Annotated in this window: 19 protein-coding genes; 12 read left to right on the top strand and 7 right to left on the bottom strand. The window is 64.5% G+C overall.

Annotation, left to right across the window (positions count from 1 at the left end; genetic code table 11):
- Positions 1-62: 62 nt before the first annotated feature.
- A complete protein-coding gene (locus ACYAS9_RS15860) occupies positions 63-1,073 on the top strand; it encodes a zinc-binding alcohol dehydrogenase family protein (protein ID WP_463569222.1) in 1,011 nt (336 codons plus the stop codon).
- On the opposite strand, the gene ACYAS9_RS15855 is transcribed toward ACYAS9_RS15860, so the two are convergent.
- Together ACYAS9_RS15855 and ACYAS9_RS15850 are read right to left on the bottom strand one after the other, a co-directional pair.
- The gene (locus ACYAS9_RS15855; protein ID WP_463569221.1) at positions 1,070-2,263 is read right to left on the bottom strand and encodes a Bcr/CflA family multidrug efflux MFS transporter; all 1,194 of its coding nucleotides are present in this window, start codon (positions 2,261-2,263) and stop codon (positions 1,070-1,072) included. The genes ACYAS9_RS15860 and ACYAS9_RS15855 overlap by 4 nt on opposite strands.
- A 108-nt stretch (positions 2,264-2,371) precedes the next feature.
- Positions 2,372-2,566 (bottom strand): heavy-metal-associated domain-containing protein, encoded by a 195-nt coding sequence (locus ACYAS9_RS15850; RefSeq protein ID WP_463569220.1) that lies wholly within the window; start codon positions 2,564-2,566, stop codon positions 2,372-2,374.
- Positions 2,567-2,710: 144 nt separating this feature from the next.
- Here ACYAS9_RS15850 and ACYAS9_RS15845 point away from each other — a divergent pair, with 144 nt between their 5' ends.
- The 3 genes from ACYAS9_RS15845 to cueR all read left to right on the top strand — a co-directional run bounded on the left by ACYAS9_RS15845 (position 2,711) and on the right by cueR (position 5,759).
- A complete protein-coding gene (locus ACYAS9_RS15845) occupies positions 2,711-3,091 on the top strand; it encodes a hypothetical protein (protein ID WP_463569219.1) in 381 nt (126 codons plus the stop codon).
- A gap of 68 nt (positions 3,092-3,159) precedes the next feature.
- Positions 3,160-5,367: a heavy metal translocating P-type ATPase gene (locus ACYAS9_RS15840; protein WP_463569218.1), complete on the top strand. Its 2,208-nt coding sequence runs from the start codon at positions 3,160-3,162 to the stop codon at positions 5,365-5,367.
- Positions 5,364-5,759 (top strand): Cu(I)-responsive transcriptional regulator, encoded by a 396-nt coding sequence (cueR, locus tag ACYAS9_RS15835; protein WP_463569217.1) that lies wholly within the window; start codon positions 5,364-5,366, stop codon positions 5,757-5,759. Before ACYAS9_RS15840 ends, cueR begins: the two co-directional genes overlap by 4 nt.
- Here cueR and gspK read toward each other — a convergent pair.
- Complete coding sequence (gene gspK / locus ACYAS9_RS15830; protein ID WP_463569216.1) at positions 5,756-6,718, bottom strand: type II secretion system minor pseudopilin GspK; 963 nt, start codon at positions 6,716-6,718, stop codon at positions 5,756-5,758. The two genes, cueR and gspK, sit on opposite strands and share 4 nt — an antisense overlap.
- Positions 6,719-6,880: 162 nt before the next feature.
- Between gspK and tatA the strand changes: the two genes are divergently transcribed.
- From tatA to tatC, 3 genes are read left to right on the top strand one after another with little or no spacing between them, the layout of a single operon-like run.
- Positions 6,881-7,108 (top strand): twin-arginine translocase TatA/TatE family subunit, encoded by a 228-nt coding sequence (tatA, locus tag ACYAS9_RS15825; protein WP_463569215.1) that lies wholly within the window; start codon positions 6,881-6,883, stop codon positions 7,106-7,108.
- A complete protein-coding gene (gene tatB, locus ACYAS9_RS15820; RefSeq protein WP_463569214.1) occupies positions 7,108-7,416 on the top strand; it encodes a Sec-independent protein translocase protein TatB in 309 nt (102 codons plus the stop codon). Before tatA ends, tatB begins: the two co-directional genes overlap by 1 nt.
- A complete protein-coding gene (gene tatC, locus ACYAS9_RS15815; RefSeq protein WP_463569213.1) occupies positions 7,413-8,147 on the top strand; it encodes a twin-arginine translocase subunit TatC in 735 nt (244 codons plus the stop codon). The genes tatB and tatC overlap by 4 nt, the downstream gene beginning before the upstream one ends.
- A 6-nt stretch (positions 8,148-8,153) precedes the next feature.
- Here tatC and ACYAS9_RS15810 read toward each other — a convergent pair whose 3' ends face one another.
- The gene (locus ACYAS9_RS15810) at positions 8,154-9,218 is read right to left on the bottom strand and encodes a sigma-54 interaction domain-containing protein (protein ID WP_463569212.1); all 1,065 of its coding nucleotides are present in this window, start codon (positions 9,216-9,218) and stop codon (positions 8,154-8,156) included.
- 337 nt (positions 9,219-9,555) lie between these two features.
- On the opposite strand from ACYAS9_RS15810, the gene ACYAS9_RS15805 reads away from it, so the two are divergent.
- From ACYAS9_RS15805 to ACYAS9_RS15785, 5 genes are all read left to right on the top strand, one after another.
- A complete protein-coding gene (locus tag ACYAS9_RS15805) occupies positions 9,556-10,785 on the top strand; it encodes a lipase family protein (protein ID WP_463569211.1) in 1,230 nt (409 codons plus the stop codon).
- A gap of 126 nt (positions 10,786-10,911) precedes the next feature.
- The gene (locus ACYAS9_RS15800; RefSeq protein WP_463569210.1) at positions 10,912-12,111 is read left to right on the top strand and encodes an LLM class flavin-dependent oxidoreductase; all 1,200 of its coding nucleotides are present in this window, start codon (positions 10,912-10,914) and stop codon (positions 12,109-12,111) included.
- Positions 12,112-12,137: 26 nt separating this feature from the next.
- Positions 12,138-13,727, top strand: coding sequence for an ABC transporter substrate-binding protein (locus ACYAS9_RS15795; RefSeq protein ID WP_463569209.1), 1,590 nt, complete (start codon positions 12,138-12,140; stop codon positions 13,725-13,727).
- Between the two features lie 148 nt (positions 13,728-13,875).
- Positions 13,876-16,467, top strand: coding sequence for a TonB-dependent receptor (locus ACYAS9_RS15790; protein WP_463569208.1), 2,592 nt, complete (start codon positions 13,876-13,878; stop codon positions 16,465-16,467).
- 19 nt (positions 16,468-16,486) lie between these two features.
- The gene (locus ACYAS9_RS15785) at positions 16,487-17,575 is read left to right on the top strand and encodes an LLM class flavin-dependent oxidoreductase (RefSeq protein WP_463569207.1); all 1,089 of its coding nucleotides are present in this window, start codon (positions 16,487-16,489) and stop codon (positions 17,573-17,575) included.
- A 14-nt stretch (positions 17,576-17,589) separates the two neighbouring features.
- Here the strand turns inward: ACYAS9_RS15785 and ACYAS9_RS15780 are convergent, their stop codons facing one another.
- From ACYAS9_RS15780 to ACYAS9_RS15770, 3 genes are all read right to left on the bottom strand, one after another.
- Positions 17,590-17,931 carry a type II toxin-antitoxin system HicB family antitoxin gene (locus ACYAS9_RS15780; RefSeq protein WP_463569206.1) on the bottom strand — a complete coding sequence of 114 codons (342 nt, stop codon included), beginning with the start codon at positions 17,929-17,931 and terminating at the stop codon, positions 17,590-17,592.
- A 223-nt stretch (positions 17,932-18,154) separates the two neighbouring features.
- Positions 18,155-19,966, bottom strand: a complete 1,812-nt coding sequence (locus ACYAS9_RS15775; protein ID WP_463569232.1) for a dipeptide ABC transporter ATP-binding protein — start codon at positions 19,964-19,966, stop codon at positions 18,155-18,157.
- Positions 19,967-19,980: 14 nt separating this feature from the next.
- A complete protein-coding gene (locus ACYAS9_RS15770) occupies positions 19,981-20,829 on the bottom strand; it encodes an ABC transporter permease (protein ID WP_463569205.1) in 849 nt (282 codons plus the stop codon).
- Between the last annotated feature and the right edge of the window lie 8 nt (positions 20,830-20,837).

Below are 20,837 nucleotides of genomic sequence, written 5' to 3'. Positions count from 1 at the left end.
GTTTTACCCTGATCGGAAATGGGCAATGATGGCGTCATTGATCACTCCTTGAAGGACACCGCATGAAAGCCATCGCCTACTACCAGCCATTGCCCATCGACGATGCAAACGCCTTGCAAGACATCGAGCTGCCCGAGCCCGTGGCCGGACCGCGCGACCTGCTGGTCGAGGTCAAGGCCATCTCGGTCAACCCGGTGGACACCAAGATCCGCCGCAATGTCGCGCCGCAGGAAGGCGCCGCCAAGGTACTGGGCTGGGACGTCGCCGGGGTGGTCAAGGCGGTCGGCAGCGAGGTGACGCTGTTTCAACCGGGCGACAAGGTGTTCTATGCCGGCGACCTGACCCGTGCCGGCGGCAACAGCGAATTGCATGTGGTCGACGAGCGCATCGTCGGGCACATGCCGGCCTCGCTGAGCTTTGCCCATGCCGCCGCCCTGCCGCTGACCGCCATCACCGCCTGGGAACTGCTCTTCGAACGCCTGCAAGTTGCTCAGGGCCAGGGCCAGGAGCAAACCCTGTTGATCGTCGGCGCCGCCGGTGGTGTCGGCTCGATCCTCACCCAACTGGCCCGGCAACTGACCTCGCTGAAAGTGATCGGCACCGCCTCACGCCCGGAAACCGCCGCCTGGGTGCGCGAGCTGGGTGCTCATGAGGTGATTGATCACAGCAAGCCGCTGGTTGAAGAACTGCAGCGTATCGGCGTGGCGCACGTGACCCACGTCGCCAGCCTGACCCACACCGACCAACACCTGGCGCAACTGGTCGACGCGCTCAAGCCGCAAGGCAAGCTGGCACTGATCGACGACCCGGAGCACCTGGACGTCAAACTGCTCAAGCGCAAGAGCCTGTCGCTGCACTGGGAGTTCATGTACACCCGCTCGATGTTCCAGACCGAAGACATGATCGAGCAGCACAACCTGCTTGGCCGCGTCGCCCAACTGATCGATGCCGGCACGCTGAAAACCACCTTCGGCGAGCACTTCGGCAGCATCAACGCCGACAACCTGCGCCGTGCCCATGCCTTGCTGGAGAGCAACAAGGCAAAAGGCAAGATCGTTCTGGAAGGCTTTTAAGCAGCGGCTTTCTGCGCCTCGCGCCGGGCAACCTGGCGCCCGGTGTAGATCGACACCGTGACCGCCAGCGCCGCACACAGGCTGATCACCAGGGTCATCGGTGTCGCGGTGCCGTCGTGCAACACGCCCACCAGGCTCGACGCCCCGGCCGCCACGCTGAATTGCAGGCAACCAAGCAAAGCCGAGGCGCTGCCGGCGCGACGGCCCTGGCCGTTCATGGCGCACGCCGAGGCATTGGGGATGATGCAACCCAGGCTGGCCAGGCACACAAACAGCGGCACCAGCAACGGCCACAACTGTTCGGTGCGCAGCAGGCTGATGCCCAGCACGGTCAACGCCGCCGCCAGATACACCAGAATGCCGCGCGACAGCAAAAAGGCCGGCCCGAAGCGCCGCAGCAGGCGTGCATTGACCTGCGCCACCAGAATGAAGCCCGCCGCGTTCATGCCGAACAGCCAGCCGTAATGCTCGGCCGGCACGCCATACAGCTTGATGAACACAAACGGTGAGCCGGCAATGTAGGAAAACATCCCGGCCATGGCGATGCCGCCGCTCAAGGCATAGCCGATGAACACCCGATCGCCGAGCAGATTGAAGTATTGCCTGAGCGCACCGCTCAACGGTGCGCGCCGATCAACGCTCAGGCTTTCCGGCAAACCGCGCGTGACCGCGATCAGGCAAGCGCCGCTGAACAAGGTCAGGGCCAGGAAGATCGACTGCCAGCCGTAGGCATTGACCATCACCCCGCCCAGCATCGGCGCCAGAATCGGTGCCAGCCCCATGACTAGCATCAATTGCGAAAAAACCTTGGCAGAACCAATGGCATCGCATTTGTCGCTGACAATGGCCCGCGCGACCACCATGCCCGCACAGCCGCCCAGCGCCTGGACAAAGCGCGCAGCGATCAGCCACTCCAGATTCGGTGCGAATGCACAGGCCAGCGACGCCAGGGAAAACAGGGTCACGCCCACCAGCAGCGGCTTGCGCCGGCCAAAGCGGTCGGCGGCCGGGCCATAGATCAGTTGCCCGATCGACAGCCCGAGAAAGTAGGACGCCAGGGTCAACTGCACGTGTTTTTCGTCGGTGCCGAACGCAAGGGCCATGGCCGGGAAGCCCGGCAGATAGAAATCGATGGCCAGCGGGCCGAAGGCGCTCAGGGCACCGAGAATGAGAATAATGCGAGGGTTCATCGACTATCCGTAAGCAAGCTAAGCATCGCGTCAGTCTACCCGGCTTGCCGACAGATAACTGCCGAAGCAGCGAAAAATTACGACTGCCTCGCCAGGATGAAGCGGCTTTCAGGGCTGGACCTGATAGCCCTCTTCAGTGATCAACTCGATGATTCGCTGCGCCGCCAGCGTACTGTCGACCTTCACCTGCTTGCCTGGCAGATCGACTTCGACCCGCGCCTGTGGGTCTTCGCCTTGAATCACGTGGGTGACCGCGCGGACGCAATGGCCGCAGGTCATGCCTTGAACCTGGAATACGTGCATATCGATGACCTCCTTGAGTGAGATGCGCCATTCTCAACCTTGCCATCGGGGCAAGGTCAAGTTTCGCCTGCATCTGCCGGGCTGGCATTCGCGCCGTCAGTGGGCCAAGCTTGGCCATCATCGTTTTCCACAGGAGTACCCGCGATGCGTTGGTCAGCTTTGAGCCTCTTCGGCATTCTCGGTCTTCTGGCGGCAGCCCCCGGCGTCCAGGCCGAGCAGGAATACGGCGTCCTGATCATTTCCCGCGAGCGCCTTGAAGTCGGCAGTGCCTGCGAAATCGGCATCTACGTTCAGGACCAGTTGGCGGGCCGCGTGTTTCAGGAACAATCGGTGTCGTTCAACCTGCCGCCCGGTGATGTGAATGTGCGCCTGACCCGCCTGCCCGGCGCCGTCGGCGGCTGCGCGGCGGGCATGGAAGCGCAAAGCAGTACACGCATCACGATACGCGCCGGCGATATCCTCAAGTACCGCATTGCAGCCAACCTCAATGGCCTGTACCTCACGCGCGCCGGCCTGAATTATTGATTGCCTTGACCTTGCCCTTGGGTCAAGGTTGATCCTTGCAGGCATTGAGCCTTCAGGGAGTGAACACAATGCAAGAACCTATCGTCTTCGACCTGCCGATTGGCGGCATGACCTGCGCCAGTTGCGCAGGCAGGGTCGAGCGAGCCCTGGCCAAAGTGCCAGGCGTCGACAGTGTGACGGTCAACCTGGCCAACGAACGCGCGCATATCCAGGGCCGTCCCGACCTCGATCCGCAAACCCTCATCGCCGCTGTCAGCCGCGCCGGTTATGAAGCCAGCCTGTCGGCACCCGGTTCTGAAACCCGGCAGCGTGAAACCCGCGCACGCCAGAGCAACCACGAGCGCTGGACGGTGCTGCTGGCCCTGGCACTGGCCTTGCCGCTGGTGATCCCGATGCTGCTCGCCCCGCTGGGCATCCACGCCATGCTGCCGGCCTGGGTGCAGTTCGCCCTTGCGACACCGGTGCAGTTCATTCTGGGCGCGCGCTTTTATGTCGCCGCCTGGAAAGCCGTGCGCGCAGGCGCCGGCAACATGGACCTGCTGGTCGCACTCGGCACCAGCGCCGGCTATGGGCTGAGTGTCTATGCCTGGATCAGCGCGGCCCCCGGCAGCACACCGCACCTGTATTTCGAAGCCTCGGCCATGGTCATTGCCCTGGTGCTGCTGGGCAAACACCTTGAAAGCCGCGCCAAACGCCAGACCGCCAGTGCCTTGCGCGGCCTTGAGGCGCTGCGCCCGGAGCGCGCCTGGCAGGTCATCGACGGCCAGGAGCGCGAAGTGGCAATCGACGCCCTGCGCCTCGACGACGTGGTGCTGGTCCGGCCCGGCGAGCGCTTTCCGGTCGATGGCCAGGTCATCGAAGGCCAAAGCCATGCCGACGAAGCCCTGATCAGCGGCGAAAGCCTGCCGGTGCCCAAGCACACCGGCGATCACGTGGTCGGCGGCGCCATCAACGGCGAAGGCCGCCTGCTGGTACGCGCCACCGCATTGGGTGCCGAGACGGTGCTGGCGCGCATCATTCGCCTGGTCGAGGACGCCCAGGCCGGCAAGGCGCCGATCCAGCGTCTGGTGGATAAAGTCAGCCAGGTATTCGTGCCCGCCGTGCTGGTCATCGCCCTGCTGACCCTGGCCGGCTGGATGTATTACGGCGCCGGCCTTGAAGCGGCGCTGCTCAATGCCGTCGCGGTGCTGGTCATCGCCTGCCCTTGCGCACTGGGCCTGGCCACGCCGGCGGCGATCATGGCCGGTACCGGCGTGGCCGCCCGCCACGGCATCCTGATCAAGGATGCCGAAGCCCTGGAGCGCGCCCATCAGATTGAGGTGGTGGTCTTCGACAAGACCGGCACCTTGACCAGCGGCACCCCGCGCATCACCAACATGAGCGCCGCCCGGGTCAACGAAGAACAACTGCTGCAATGGGCCGGCACCTTGCAGCGCGGCAGTGAACACCCGCTGGCCAAGGCGGTGCTGGATGTGTGCGCGCAATGGCAGTTGCCGCTGCAAGTGCCCGAACACAGCCACGCCCTGCCCGGTCGCGGCATCGCCGCCACCGTACAAGGCCGGCAACTGGCGCTGGGCAATCGTCGCCTGCTGGACGAAAACAACCTGGCCATGGCCGAGCTGGCAGAGTCTGCGCAAACCTGGGAAGCCGAAGGCCGTACCATCTCCTGGCTGGTCGAACTGGCACCGCAACCGAGCGTGATCGGCCTGTTCGCCTTTGGCGACACGCTCAAGCCCGGCGCCCTCGAAGCGGTGCAACAGCTGACCCAGCGCGGTATCACCAGCCACCTGCTGACCGGCGACAACCAGGGCAGCGCGCAGGCGGTGGCCAAGGCGCTGGGCATCTTCGATGTACACGCGCAGGTGTTGCCGGCCGACAAAGCCGCGATTGTCAGCGGCCTCAAGCGCAACCGGGTGGTGGCGATGGTCGGCGACGGCCTCAACGATGCGCCGGCGCTGGCCGCCGCCGATGTCGGCATCGCCATGGGCGGCGGCACCGACGTGGCCATGCAGGCGGCCGGCATTACCCTGATGCGCGGCGACCCGCGCCTGGTGCCCGCCGCCCTGGAAATCAGCCGCAAGACCTACGCGAAAATCCGCCAGAACCTGTTCTGGGCCTTCGTCTATAACCTCATCGGTCTGCCGCTGGCAGCGCTGGGCTACCTCAATCCGGTACTGGCCGGTGCGGCCATGGCCCTGTCGAGCGTCAGCGTGGTCAGCAATGCCTTGTTGCTCAAGGCCTGGAGACCGAAAACCCCGGTGGACAACACGCCATGAATATCGGTGAAGCGGCGCAGCGCAGCGGCCTGAGCGCCAAGATGATCCGCTACTACGAGTCCATCGGCCTGCTGCAACCGGCGCACCGCAGCGACAGCGGTTACCGCCGCTACAGCGCGCAGGACCTGCACACCCTGAGCTTTATCAAGCGCTCGCGCGATCTGGGCTTTTCGCTGGAGGAAGCCGGCAAACTGCTGACCCTCTGGCAGGACCGCGGCCGCGCCAGCGCCGACGTCAAGGCGCTGGCCCAGCGACATGTAGAGGAACTGGAACGCAAGATCATCGAGATGGCCAGCCTGCGCGACACCCTGAGCGACCTGATCGATCACTGCCAGGGCGACCATCGCCCCGACTGCCCGATCCTCAAGGACTTGGCATCGGGCGCCGGTTAAAGCGGCTCGACACCCACCTGCCGCTCTCGCACCACCATCTGCTGCGCCGGCACCCGCGCGTGCCATTTCACGACGCCGCGGGCCTGCATCCGGTACTGGCTGCGAAACGCCTGGCCGTCCAGCGTGGTTTCGATCTGCAGCAGAAAATGATCGCCATTGAGCAGCAGGCCTTCGCTCAGCCGGGCGAATGCGTCGTCGTCCATCGCGCCCATGACGCTGCGCAGGTCGCTGGCGTCCTTATAGCCGCCGGGCGGGCGGCCGGTGATCAGGCGGGTGAGTTGCGCGCGCGGGATCTCGCCTTCGTACAGGGCTTCGAGCAGCGGCAAGTGATCCAGGCTCAAGGCATTGGCGTTGAGCTGCCAGCCTTCGTTCTCGGGCAAGGCGCACAGCGCTTGCGCGACGCGGGGCGTCACCTGCGCCAGCAGGTTGATTTCGCTGATATCGACCATCGGCTGGTTGGCAGCCAGGCGCGCCGGTGACTGGCGCAGATAATCGGGGTTTTCTGCGCCATGCAGGCGCGCCTGATGGTTGGCGTCCAGCCAGTCGATCAGCTTGTCGGCCAGGCGCTCGGCGGCCATATCGTCGCCCAGCAGGTGCAGCAACTGGTTGCGGGCCCGATCGGCTTGCGGGCCGATCAGGCTGTTGACGTTGAAACAGGTGTGCAGGTCGACGATGCGGATGCTCGATTGGCCGCCGGCAAACTCATAGCTCAGCGGCTGGCCGCGCAGGGCCTGCCAGAACATCGGGCTGGCGCGCCACAGCGGGTCTTGCAGCGCCTGTCCGGTGAACGCCAGCGCGGCCTTTTCCACCGCGCGCGCCTGAATGCGCTGCTGCACCAGGCGCACGCCATCGACTTGCTGGCGGCCCTGCGCCGTCAGCCACGTCAGGCCACCGGCGAGCATCGCCAGGGCCACCAGCACCATCAGTAATGCGGCCCCTCGTTGTTGACGTCGGCCCATGACCCCCACCTGTTTTTCATCCAGAGGCCGACAGTCAACACCGGTAATGTTGCAGCCGGGTAACAGGCTCATGAAAACCACGCAAAAACGTCACAGCGCCGTCACATGTGCTCGGCAAGATGCGTGTTCGTTTTTCAAATCAATGACCTGGAGTGCTTTTTCATGGGTGGTATCGGAATCTGGCAACTGCTGATCGTGCTGGTCCTGGTGTTTCTGCTGTTCGGCACCAAGCGCCTGCGTACGCTGGGCTCGGACCTGGGTGAAACCATCAAGGGCTTTCGCACCTCGATGGGCACCGACGAGCCGAAGGCCGACGATCATCTGGCGCATAAAACCGGCCTGAACGACGCCAGCCACGCCGCCCAGCCACACACCGAAAGCAAGCACTGATGTTCGAGATCGGCTTTACCGAATTGCTGCTGGTCGGCACCGTCGCTCTGCTGGTGCTGGGCCCGGAGCGCTTGCCCAAGGCTGCGGCCACCGCCGGGCGCTGGATGGGCCAGACCAAACGCGCGCTCAGCGGCATCAAGCAGCAGATGGAGCGCGAGCTGGATGCCGAACAGTTGCGCAAAGAGCTTGATCAGCAGCCACTGCTGAAACTGGAGCAGGAGCTGCGCGCCGGCATCCAGCTCGACAAGCCGGCAACTACATCCCCCGTCAGCACAGCATCGACCAGCCACGGACAAACCGCCCCATGAATGCCCTGGAACACCACGCGCCCGTCGCCGTTGTCGGCCATCTGCGGCAACTGCGCAACCGCCTGCTGCGCTGCATGCTGGCCATGGTCGTGCTGTTTGTCGGCCTGTTTCCGTTTGCCCAGCCGCTGTACACCGCCATCTCCGCACCGCTGCGCGCATTCTTGCCAGCCGGTGCGAGCATGATCGCCACCAGCGTGACGTCACCGTTCATGGCCCCCATCAAGCTGACCCTGATGCTGGCGCTGTTCGTGGCCATGCCGCTGATCCTGCATCAGGTCTGGGGCATGGTGGCTCCTGCGGTGTATCGCACTGAACGGCGCGTCGCCATCGCGCTACTGATCGCTAGCGTGACACTGTTTTACGCGGGCATGGCCTTCGCGTTCTTTCTGGTGTTCCCGATGATGTTCGGTTTCTTCGCCAGCGTGACGCCCGAGGGCGTGGAGATGATGACCGACATCGCGCTGTACCTGGACTTCATCCTGGCGCTGTTTCTGGCGTTCGGCCTGGCGTTCCAGATTCCGGTGGCGACGTTTCTGGTGGTCTGGGCCGGCATGATCGATGTGCAAACCCTGAGCAAGAGCCGCTCGTACGTGATCGTCGGCTGCTTTGTGGTCGGCATGATCCTGACCCCGCCGGATGTGTTCTCACAGACCATGCTGGCGGTGCCGATGTGGCTGCTGTTCGAGGTGGGGCTGGTCGCCAGCCGGATGGTGACCCGGCAACGACCGTAACGCGGGTTATTCGGTTTTCGCCAGCTCGCCGATCTTCTCCAGCCGCGCGCGCACGATATTGCGGCTGATGCCCAGCAGGCGGCCGGTCTGCAACTGGTTGCCGTGGCAAAAGCGGTAGGCGGTACGAAACAGCGTCTCTTCGATGTGCTCGTACAGGTCCGGGACATTCTTCTCGAACAGACCGATCAGCGCGCTTTCGAGGTTGGCCGGCGGCGCCAGCGGACGCGCTGCGGCCTGCACCGCTTCTTCCTGACGAATCCCCGACGAGCGCATGTCGACCAGGTGCAGGTCGGCCGGCTGCACTACCTCGTTGCGGCACACCAGCAAGGCATGGTGAATGGCGTTTTCCAGCTCGCGAATGTTGCCCGGCCAGCTGTGTTGCAACAGCTTGCGCTCGCTCTCGAGGCTCAGTGAGGCGCGGTTGTAGCCCAGTCGCTGGCAGTGCTCGCCGATGAAAAACTCCGCCAGCGGCAGAATGTCTCCTGGCCGCTCGCGCAACGGCGGCAGGCGGATGGTCGCCACGTGCAGGCGATAGAACAGGTCTTCACGAAAATGCCCGGCCACCACGGCATCGGCCAGGTTGACGTTGGTCGCTGCCACCAGCCGCACATTGATCGGAATCGGCGTACGTGAACCCAGGCGCACCACTTCGCGCTCTTGCAACACGCGCAGCAGCTTGACCTGCATGTTCAGCGGCAAATCGCCGATTTCATCGAGAAACAGCGTGCCGCCATTGGCCGCCTCGAACCAGCCGGCCTTGCTGTTGGTCGCGCCGGTAAACGCGCCCTTCTCGTGCCCGAACAGCTCGCTTTCAACCAGCGATTCGGCAAACGCGCCACAGTTGACCGCCACGAAAGCCTCGCGCCCGCGACGGCTCAGGTGATGGATATGCCGGGCCACCAGTTCCTTGCCCGTACCGGTTTCGCCGACGATCAAAGTGTTGGCTTCGCTGGGCGCCAAGCGCTCGATGCGGCTGAGCAGTTCCTGCGAGCGTGGGTCTTTGAACACCAGCACGGTGGCGCGCACGGACTTGGTCAGTTCTCGGGCGTGAGGATGGGTCAGCAGCGACATGGTGCATACCTGGCAGTGGAAGCGCGACGCCATCTTTACATGAAAACCAATAGTCCAATTAATTGTTAATTGGCATTTGTTTATTCCCAAAATGAATATGTAGAAATCAGACACAGTGCGTTGCTGCTCCAGCAGCAACCGGTCAGCAGCGATTGCTCTGAGGTCAGCATCGGGCTGCGTCCCAGGCAACACCTGCGCGCCTGGCCGTTTTATCCAGAGCCGCGTCGCACAAGGGCTGCAGGGCGATTTTCCTGGCATGGCATGCAACCTGCTCTGCTGCCCACAAGCCGGTGTCGTCCGGCACCCGTTCGCGAATCCGTCGCACAAGGAAAACCCGATGAAGTTGTCCACCACCCTCAAGCACTCGTTCGCGGCCCTGGCCGTGGCGATCTCGATGAATGCCCTGGCCGACGGCGTGCATGCGCCCAAGCCGGACCCGTTGCAAGGCGACGGCCGGGTCTCGGCGTTCTACACCTGGGAAGACGTGATTCCGGCCACGCCCGGCAAATTGCTGCGCAGCGAGCCGCTGGACGCGACCCTGAGCCTGCCGGGCGCGGCGTCCCAGCAACGGATTCTCTACAGCTCGCTGAGCGGCATCGACGGCAAGACGCCGATCGTGGTCTCCGGCGCGCTGTTCATTCCCAAGGGCACGCCACCGGCCGGCGGCTGGCCGGTGGTCAGCTGGGGCCATGGCACCGTGGGCGTGGCGGACATCTGCGCGCCGTCCTGGAGTGGCCGCTCGTACCGCGACGTGCAGTACCTGGCGCGCTGGCTGAGTGAAGGTTTCGCCATCGTCGCCACTGACTATCAGGGCCTGGGCGTACCCGGCGGGCATCCGCTGCTGAACGCGCGCACCGCCGCCTACGGCATTCTCGACGCCGCCCGTGCGGTGACTAAATCGGTGCCGGGCCTGGCCAACAAGGTGCTGATCGTCGGCCAGTCGCAAGGCGGCGCCGGTGCCTTTGCCGCAGGCGCCTATGCCGCCACTTACGCGCCGGACCTGGGCGTGAAAGGCAGCGTCGGCACCGGCGTGATCTACACCGTGGGCACCAGGAGTGTTGGCAATCAGGACCAGACCAAGGTCGACGCCGCGCTGACCTACGGCTTCTACACCTTGCTCGCCGCGCAGCAATACGACCCGAGCATCGACCCTAAAGACCACTACACCGACCGCGCCCTGCCGCTGTTCGAGCAGGCGCGCACCAGTTGCCTGGCCTCGTTGACCAGCGATGTGCTGGCGCTGGGCCTGACACCGGCGCAGGCGCGCAAGGACAACGACGGCGCCAAGCTCAAGCCCTGGCAGGACCAGATCGCCTACCCGACCCTCAAGCTGGCGCAACCGATCTTCATCGGCACCGGTGCCGAGGACAAGACCCCGGCCGCCGAGACCCAGCTCAAGCTGATGAAGGACGCCTGCAACGCCGGCTCCGTGGTCGAAGGCCACCTGTACAAGGGCCTGGGTCACAGCGAAACGGTGAATGCCTCGCTGAAGGACTCGATTCCGTTCGCGAAAAAAGTGATCGCCGACCAGCCGATCACACCGATCTGCGCACCCACCGCAGGCTGACCGTGGGCGCTGGCTAACGGTCGTAGGACCGACTTTAGTCGGGAAGCAGGCGACACCATTTCGCGTCGTAACCTTCGCGGCTAAAGCCGCTCCTACGGGTTCATCATTCATTTCGGGAACACCATCATGAGCATTGAATTCTTCAGCCGCCTGCCGCTGCATGGCGAAACCCAATACCTGCCGGGCGACCCGCGTAACCGTGGCGACTGGGGCCCGAGCGATGGCAACGGCGCCGTGTCGGACTTCGCGGTCGGTGACCCGTTCACCTACATCGATTACCTGGGCCAGATCGCCCGCGCCAACGAGATCAACACATTCGGCGGCGTGCTGATGGTCAACGCACCCAGCGGCGAAGAGCCGTGGACAGTGTGTTCGCTGCTGGCGCGTGAAACCCGCACGCTGAAGTTCGTCACCGCCTTCCAGCCCTACCACTACACCCCGTGGGTCGCTGTGCAGCAGTCGGCGACCTACCAGCGCGCCACCGGCAACCGTCTGGTGTGGAACATCATCAACGGCGGCTCGGACGCGCTGCAACGCCAGGTCGGCGATTTCAGCAGCCACGATGAGCGTTATGACCGCGCCACCGAATTCCTCGATGTGGTCAAAGGCTATTGGCACAACGAGAACTTCCACTATCAGGGCAAGTACTACAGCGCCGAAGGCGGTGGCCTGCGTCATCCGCTGAACAAGGCCGAGCTGCCGGTGATCTGCACCGCCGGCTCCTCGATTGCCGCACGTGAATTCGCCGCCAAACACGCCGACTACTACCTGATGCGCGCCGAACACCCCGAGCAGATCGCCGCACTGATCAGCGATGTGCGTGAGCGTGCGCTCAAGCACGGCCGCCATGACATCCGCTTCGGCCTGTCGATCGATGTCATCACCCGCGAGACCGAAGAGGCCGCCCACGCCGAGGCCAAGCGCTTCTTCGACGACGGCATCCAGCGCGGCGCCGCCAAGGCCGTGGCCGCCCACGCCGGCCTGCGCACCGCGCGCAAGCTCAGCTACGAAGAAGCGTTCGGCCAGCGCGAAGACATCAAGCAGTACGACGATTTCTTCATCTACCCCAACGTCTGGGCCGGCTTCGGCTACATCGGCGTACCGCCGGGCTGTGCGCTGGTGGGCAGCTACGACAACGTCGTGGCGCGCATTCGCGAATACAACGCGCTGGGCCTGGAGCTGTTCTTCCTCGCCGGTTACCCGCACCTGGAAGAGGCCTATCGGCTGGGCCAGCACATCCTGCCGCACTTCAAGAACGAGCGGGCGGCGCTGGTGAAAAGCTCGGCCAGCGTGGCGCCCTTGCACGCGGTCAGCAGCGCCAACTGAAGCCAGCATTTTAAGGAAGAACAGGCATGGACCATCCGATCAGCCGCCGACGTTTGCTCAACAACTCCGCCCTTCTCGGCGCGGGCCTGATGCTGGGAAGCAGTGGCTTGCTCAGCGGCTGTGACGCAGGGTCCCAGGCCAAGACCGGCACTCAAGCCGGCACTCAAGGCAACGCCCAGCCACAGTACGGCGGCCGCTTGCGCCTGGGTATTCTGGACGGCAACCAGAGCGGCAACCTCGATGCCCACAAGCCGGTCGGCAGTGGCGTGGTGCGCGGCTTTGCGCTGTACAGCAAGCTCTGGGAGTGGGATGAAAACATGCAGCCGCGCCTGGCGCTGGCCGAAGAAACCGAGGTCAGCCCGGACGCGAAGACCTGGACCCTGCGCCTGCGCCAGGACCTGGAATTCCACCACGGCAAGACCATCGATGCCGACGACCTGATCTTCTCGGTGCGCCGCCTCACCGACCCGGAACTGGCTTCGCCCTACGCGGCATTGCTGCACTGGGTCGACCGCGACAACCTGGTCAAGCTCGACAAACGCACCATCCGCCTGAGCTTTCGCGACGGGCGCAGTTACTTTCCGCTGGCCGAAACCTGGGTCAACTTTGGCGGCATCGTGCCGGTCGATTACCACCCGGTGACCAACCCGGTCGGTGCCGGCCCTTACAAGCTCAAGAGTTTTACCCCCGGCCAGCGCTCGGTGTTCACCCGCTTCGAGAACTATTTCAAGCACGGCAAACCGTACGCCGACGAGCTGGAAATCATCGATTTCAAGGACCAGATTTCACGCCTGGCCGCCCTGCGCGCCGGGCAGATCGACATGGCCAACGGCATGCCCAGCGAGCAGCTCGATGTGCTGCGCCGCGACCCGCGCATCAAGCTGGTGACTTCGGTCACCGGCAACTGGCTGTCGTTCGACATGAACACCGCCAAGCCACCGTTCGACGACCCGCGCGTGCGCCAGGCGTTTCGCTTGCTGGCCAACCGCGACAACCTGGTCAAGCGTGCGCTCAACGGTCAGGGCCGGGTCGCCAACGACCTGTACTCGCCCAGCGATCCGACCTTCGATCACAGCATCCCGGCGCGTCCGTTCGACATTGAATCGGCGCGCCGGCTGCTCAAGGAAGCGGGTCACGAACACCTCGACGTCGAACTGGTGACCACACCCGGCAGCGGTTTGTCGGCCGCCCTGGTGCTGGCCGAACAGGCGCGCGAAGCCGGGGTCACGCTGAAGGTCAAGCAGGTCGACCTGCCGACCTTTCAGGGTCCGCAGAAAACCGAATGGCCGCTGAGCACCGGCGGCAGCATCGGCGCGCCGTTTCTGGCCAGCGCCATTCATACCGACGCGCCGTTTGCCGTGTCGAACAAGACCAACTTTCAGGACCCGGAATTCGGCCGCTTGTTTCACCAGGCCATGGCCCAGCCGGACCTGGCCAAACGCACGGCGCTGGTTCACCAGTTGCAACGCATCCAGTACGAGCGCGGCGGCATGCTGATCTGGGGCTACACCGACCAGCTCGACGGCTTTACCAGCCAGGTCGGCGGCGCCGGCCCCGAACACACCCAGTTCAGCACCTGGCGCTTCGACAACCTGTGGCTGAACGCCAAAACCTGAACCCCACTGCACACCGCCCCCGTAGGAGCGCGCTTGCCCGCGACTGAGTGCGAAGCGCTCATAAAAATCTGCGAAACGCTGAAAATTTACGACTGCTAACGCAGCCGGTCGCGGGCAAGCGCGCTCCTACAGGACACGGAGAATCTCAATGTCTGCAATTGCCTTATCCCCCCGCAATGTTCTGTCGGTTGTGGTGCTCGCGCAACTGTCGTCCCTGGCCTGGGCCGACACCGAACAAAGCAGCACGCCGACCCTGAACGTGGTCACCGTCGAAGCTGAAAAAAAGGCCGATCCCGACACCGCCATCGTCCCGGTGCGCCCGCCCACCTCGGTGTATGGCGGCTTGCAGGCCAGCGTGCTGGACACCCCGCGCTCGGTCAGCCAGGTCAATGCCGAACAACTGGCCAGGGACCCGATCCGCAGCAGCGACGACCTGGTCAAATACGCACCGGGCATCACCCGTGGCGGCGGCCAGAACTCGGGGCTGGCGCCGCAGTTTCGCGGTCAGGGTTCGGAGGTCTTCCACGACGGCCAGCGCGGCTATGCCGTGCGTCACCCGGCCAACTTCAACGGCATCGAAGGCGCCGACATCGTCGCCGGTCCCTCGTCGGTGACCTACGGCTCGGTGACCGGCAGCGGCGGCTATGTGAACTACCTGAGCAAAAAACCCGACTTCGACGAACAGCGCACCCGCCTCAGCGCCGAACTGGGCGGCTGGAACCCCGGCGCGACCTCACGCGGTTCAGGCAAATACAGCGTCGACACCACCGGTCCCCTGTCCGACAGCGTGGCCTATCGCTTCAGTGTGACCCAGCAGCGCAACCAGGATTACTACGACAACGTCGACAACAACTTCAACGCTTTCTACGGCGCCTTCGCCTGGCGCGGCGACGGTGTACGGGTCAACTGGAACGCCAGCTACGACGACTATTACGACTACAACATCACCCACGGCTGGAACCGCGCCACGCAGGAACTGGTGGACCACGGCAAGTACTACGCCGGCCGCGCCACACCGATCATCCAGAACGGCAACACGCTGTGGTCGCCGGTGCTGCAATCGGGCGCCGCCAACGCGCCCGTCACCGGCTGGGTGCAGCGCCAGCGCAACGCCCAGGGCCAGTACAACGTGGTCAACAACAGCTTCCAGAGCGCATCGCCCAACACCCAGGCCAGCCCCGGCAGCGTGCGTGGCTGGGTCTATGACCCGAACCTTGCCGGCAACGGCCTGACCTCGCTGTCGTCGCAAACCAGCCAGCGCGCCGAAGACGAAAGCAGCTCGCGGCGCTTCATCACCCAGTTGCGCGCCGAATGGGACCTGACGCCGGACATCACCCTGGCCAACAGCACCTTCTATGAACGCTCCAGCGATGTCACCGATGCGGTGGGCTCGTTCAACGTGCAGTCCAAAGACAACATCTTCGACAACCGCTTCGAGTTTCGCTGGCGCAACGAGGGCGAGCTGTTCGGCATCAAGGTGGTCGACGACAGCAACAGCGGGCTGATCTACCGCCGCGAGTTCAACCAGTCGATTGCCGCCAACAACAGCTTTGGCGGCAATATCTACGCCTATGACCTGACTCAGAACCCGGCGACCAAGAACCCCGGCGACCTGCTCGGCCTGACCGGCAGCAACCCGGCCGGCGGCGAAGGCGCCTGGATCGGCCAGCCCGGCGTGGCGCAATTTTCCGACTATTACGGCTACCTGAACCTGCCGCCCATGTACCCGGCAGGCCACGGCCTGTACGCCGAGTCGGTGGCGCCCTATACCGCCGACAGCGTGTGGACCACCAAGACCCTGTTCAGCCAGCATAACCTGCGTTTCAACGACCGCGTGGGCCTGAACATCGGTGCCAGCCGCAGCTGGATCGATGCGCGCATCGAAAACCCGTTCGCCCTGCCCGGCGCCAGCCAGCGCAAGGACGGCGACAACTATCGATTGTTTTCAGTACAGGTCAGCCCGTACATCAAGCCCACCGACAACAGCACGCTGTACTACACCTTCGACCGCTCGCTGGCGGTCAACACCGGCTTCTTTTCCAACGGCATCGGCTGGGGCAGCGGCGCGGGCGCCAACCTGCTCAACCCGCTGCAGTTCAAGAGCCTCTCGGTGCTGCATGAAGTCGGCCTGAAAGTCGATGCGATTCCCGACACGCTGTTCTTCTCGCTGGCCGGCTTCAAGCAGGAACGCGACCAGGCGCCGGACAGCAATAACAACATCGCCCGACTGATCATCAAGGGCGTCGAATCGACCGTTCGCTACCAGCCCACCGACCACCTGCGCACCGGCGTCAACCTGTCGAAGCTCAAGGCCTACAACGAGTTCACCTCGCAGGCAGGCTTTGCCTCGGCAGGTTTCGTGCCCGACAACGGCACGGTGTTCGGCGACAACAACGCGCTCAACCAGCGCCCGTCGGGCAAGTTCGATGCCGTGCAGATTCCCGAGTACACCGCCTCGGGTTTTGTCGACTACCGCTTCGACAACGGCTTTGGCGCCGAGCTGTCCGGCTGGTGGACCAGCCAGTGGTACCTGAACCTCAGCAAGACCGTGCAGATCCCCGACGAATACAACCTGGACCTGGCCATTTACTACCGCCAGCCAACCTGGAGCACCACGTTGCGGGTGCTCAACCTCACCGACGAGCTGAATTTCGTCAGCGGCCTGGCCGGCTCGACCAACACTTTCCTGCAACCGATGCAGGGCCGCACCGTGCTGGCCCAGGTCGATTACCAGTTCTGATTTTTCCAAGGAGCCCAGCATGTCGATCGAATTCGTCGGGATGATTTTCCCGCGCCAATGGTCCGAAACCCACGGCCAGCGCACCGCAGGTTTTGACCTGCCGTTTATCAGCCACCACGCCCGTGCCCACGAACAGGCAGGCTTTGACCGGGTGCTGATCGCCAGCGCGCCGGGCAGTGCCGACAGCCTGCAAGTGGCCGCCTACGCCGCCTCGCAGACCGAACGGCTGGGCTTCATGATCGCCCACCGTCCGGGCCTGACCGCGCCGACCGTGGCCGCCCGCGCCTTTGCCACGCTGGACCACACCACCGGCGGCGGACGTCTGCGCCTGCATGCCATTACCGGCATCACCGCCGAGCCGCAGGAAGGCGACTTTCTGGCCGACAAGACCGAACGCTACAAGCGCGCCGACGAATACCTCGAAATCGTCCGCCGCCTGTGGACCGAAGAACAGCCGTTCGATTTCGACGGCCAGTACTTCAAGCTCCAGGGCGCGTTCTCGCCGGTCAAGCCTGTGCAACAGCCGCATATCCCGATCTCGTTTGGCGGCTCATCCGAGATCGCCTACCAGATCGCCGTCAGGCACGCCGACCTGTATGCGCTGTGGGGTGAGCCACTGAGCGGTGTGGCCGAACAGATCGCCAAACTGCGCGCCGCCGCCAGCGCAGCCGGCAAGCCCGCGCCACGGGTCAGCCTGTCGGTACGGTTGATTCTGGGCGCCACCGAAGAGCTGGCGTGGCAACGCGCCGAGCAGATCCTGGCGCAGATCAAGGCCAACCCGCAGTTCGCCGAAGGCAGCCCGTGGCGCAACCGCACCAAAGGCACCGGCAGCGAACGCCTGCTCGCCGCCGCTGCCGCCGGCGACCGCCACGACCGCGCCCTGTGGATGCCCACCGCCAGCGCAGTTGGCGCCTACGGCGACACCACCGCCCTGGTCGGCACGCCAGAAACCGTCGCCGAAGCGCTGCTCGATTATGTCGACCTTGGGGTGACGACATTCCTGAACAGAGGGTACGACCCGCTGTACGACACCGTGGATTACGGTCGCTGGATCATTCCGGCAGTGAGGGAAGAAGCGCGGCGGCGAGCGTTGCAGCGGGCGTCATAAACCGGGAACCGCTCCTACGAGCGGTGCCCCAGATATTGGCTAAGCGCTTTGCGGGTCAGATCGTTCAGGGACACATTCTGCTGACTGGCGGCAATACTGGCCGCCAGGTGCAGGTCGTGCCCTACTCTGACGTTAAAAGACCCCTTGCACGAAACCTCCGGGGTTTGTCCAAGTGATGCGCACGTCTCGAGATAATCGTTCACGGCAGCTCTGAAAGACTCTGTCAGACCGGCGACTGTTTCACCCTCGTAGCTGACCAAAGCCCGAATGAACTGAAGCTTGCCGAACAGACAATTATCCTCAGGGCTGACCTCGATAGAGCCGTAGTAACCCCGGTGCTGTAATAGCGTGTTCATAGAATCAATCTCAAGCGATAACCGAACCCCTTGAGCAAGGTCACCCATTCAGGCCAGGTGAACCCACCGTGCAGGTTCAGCAGTTTGGCATGTATGGACATACGGCCCCTTTCCAGCAACTGGATTTAGTCGCAAGAATACAGCGAGGCAAACCCGGCTTCAGATCAGGCGCTTGAACCACAGGTTGTAGGACGCCTCTGAAAATCAGGCACCGCGCCCGGCCTTACAACAGCGTCGGCGAGTTGCTCACCAGTGTGCGGGTGTATTCATCCTGCGGCTGGTCCAGCACTTGTTCCACCGTCCCTTGCTCCAGAATCCGTCCGGATTTGAGCACCACCACCCGATCGGCGATCGCTCGTACCACGCCCAAGTCGTGGGTGACGAACAGCAGGGTCAGGCCATCGCGTTGCAGGTCGCGCAGCAGGGCGAGGATCGAGGCTTGTACCGAGACGTCGAGCGCCGAGGTCACTTCGTCACAGATCAATAGCTCCGGCTCGCAGATCAGGGCGCGGGCAATCGCCACGCGCTGACGTTCGCCGCCCGACAAACTGTGCGGGTACGACTGCGCAGTGGTGGCGGGCAACGATACGCGCTTGAGCACTGCCTCGACCCGCTCACGCGCCGCTGCGCCCTTGACGCCGAAGAAGTGCGCCAGCGGCGCGCTGAGGCATTCGCCCACGGTTTGCCGCGGGTTCAGGGCGCGGTACGGGTTCTGGAAGATGTACTGAATACGGTGGCGCAAATCCGGTGTGCGCTGGCGCGCCGCCAGGCTCAGCGGCTGGCCGGCATAGCGCAATTCGCCTTGGGCGTTTTCACCCAGCCCTGCCAGCGTGCGGGCCAGGCTGGTCTTGCCCGAGCCGGACTCGCCGACCAGCGCCAGGCATTCGCCGGCCTTGATGCTCAGCGAGATATCGAACAGCACTTGCCGGTCATAGGCGACGTCGAGGTTGGCCACTTCGAGCAACTGGCGCTCATCGGCGTCGCTGATCTCGGCGGCCAGCGGTGCCTGGGTGACCAGCGCCAGCGCTTCACGGTGCGGGTGCAGGCAGGCCACGCGCTGTTGGTTATTGAGTTCATCGAGCAACGGCTCGCCCTGGCCGCAGGCGCTCGTGCTGCGCGGGCAGCGTGGGGCGAAGGCGCAGCCTTGTGGGCGATGGCCGGGCGCCGGGGCGTGGCCGGAAATCGCGTTGATTTCACGGCGCTCGGCCACATCCGGGATCGCCGCCAGCAGGCCACGGGTATACGGGTGCGCGGGATGGCTGAACAGCGCTTCGCGGCTGGCGGTCTCGACCAGCCGGCCGGCGTACATGACCATCACCCGGTCGACCAGGTCCTTGATCACCGCCAGGTCATGAGAGACATACACCGCCGCCACGCCCTGGCTTTTGCACAAGCGCCGCAGGGTCGCAAGAATGTGCGCCTGGGTGGTCACGTCCAGCGCGGTGGTCGGTTCATCGAGCACGATCAGGCGTGGGCGCAGCACAAAGGCCAGCGCCAGCAACACACGCTGTTGCTGGCCGCCCGACAGTTGATGGGCGAAGCGCTTGAGAAACAGCTCGTCATCCGGCAGCCCCACATCGCGCAGCGTGTCTTGCAGGCGCTGGCGTTGCTGGTCGCGGCTCAGGCTGGCGTCGTGGGCGGCCAGGGTTTCGCGCAGCAAGGTGCCAATGCGCAAGGCCGGGTTGAGCGCGGTGGCCGGGTCTTGCGGCACATAGCCGATCAGGCTGCCACGCGCCTGGCGCAGGGCTTCGCCGCCCAGTTGCAGCAGCGACTGGCCGGCGATGTCGACGCGCCCGGCAGCAATCCGTGCCCCGCGCCGGGCGTGAGCCAGCAGTGCGGTGGCCAGCGTGGTCTTGCCCGAGCCGGACTCGCCGACCAGGCCGACGATTTCCCCGGCCTGCAGGCTGAACGAGACATTGGCCAGCACATCGACCTGTTCGCTCAGCTCGACGCGCAAGCCCTCGACCCGCAACACCGGCGATTCACTGGGCAGGGGCACGCGAGCGGCAATCGCCGCACGTTGTTCAAGGCTCATTTCGGCGATCACGCTCATGGTTGTTTGTCCCCGATGCGGGCGGTGCTGCGGCCGATGCCTTCAGCGAGGATGTTGGTGCCGTAGGCGAAGATGCCGATCATCAGCGCCGGCACCAGCACCGGCCAGGGCTGGACCAGCAGGCCGGCCTGGTTTTCGTTGATCATCAGGCCCCAGTCGGCGGCCGGTGGTGCGACGCCGTAACCGAGAAAGCTCAGGCCCGAGAGAATGCCCACGCCCCAGGTCAGCATGTTGCCGAAGTGCACCAGCAGCGGTGTGAGAATGTTCGGCAGGATTTCCTTGAACAGGATGCGCCACGGCGAATAGCCCATCATCTGCGCGACCTCGACGAATTCCTGGCTGGCCACCGCCACGGTGCTGCCGCGTGCCAGGCGGATCACGCTGGGGATAAACGCAATCGACACGGTGAGCACGATCAGCCACGGCTGGCGGCCGAGCATCGAGACGATCAGCAGCACCAGAATCAGGTCGGGAAACGCCAGCGACACATCGGCGCCCCACATGATCGCCTGGTCCAGACGCCGCCGGGAAAAGCCCGCCGCCAGGCCCAGGCTGGTGCCGACCAGCAGTGCAATCAGGGCCGCGGCCATCGACATCCACAGCACCGACAGGCCGCCGGCCAACAGCCGCGACAGCACATCGTGGCCGAGAAAATCAAAGCCCAGCCAGGCCTGCGCCGTCGGTGCGCCGTACACCGGGCCGACCATATCGGTGGGCGCATGCGGCGCCAGCAGCGGGCCGAACACCGCCACCACGATCACCAGCACGGTAATGATCAGGCCACGTCGCACCTGGGGTTCGCGCCACAGCAGGCGCCAGCGGGCAGTCGGAGAAAAAGCGCTCATTACAGAAT

The organism is Pseudomonas sp. HP_08 (assembly GCF_055284095.1).
The sequence above is the reverse complement of the archived record's forward strand: the minus strand, read 5'-3'. Positions and strand labels throughout refer to the sequence as shown.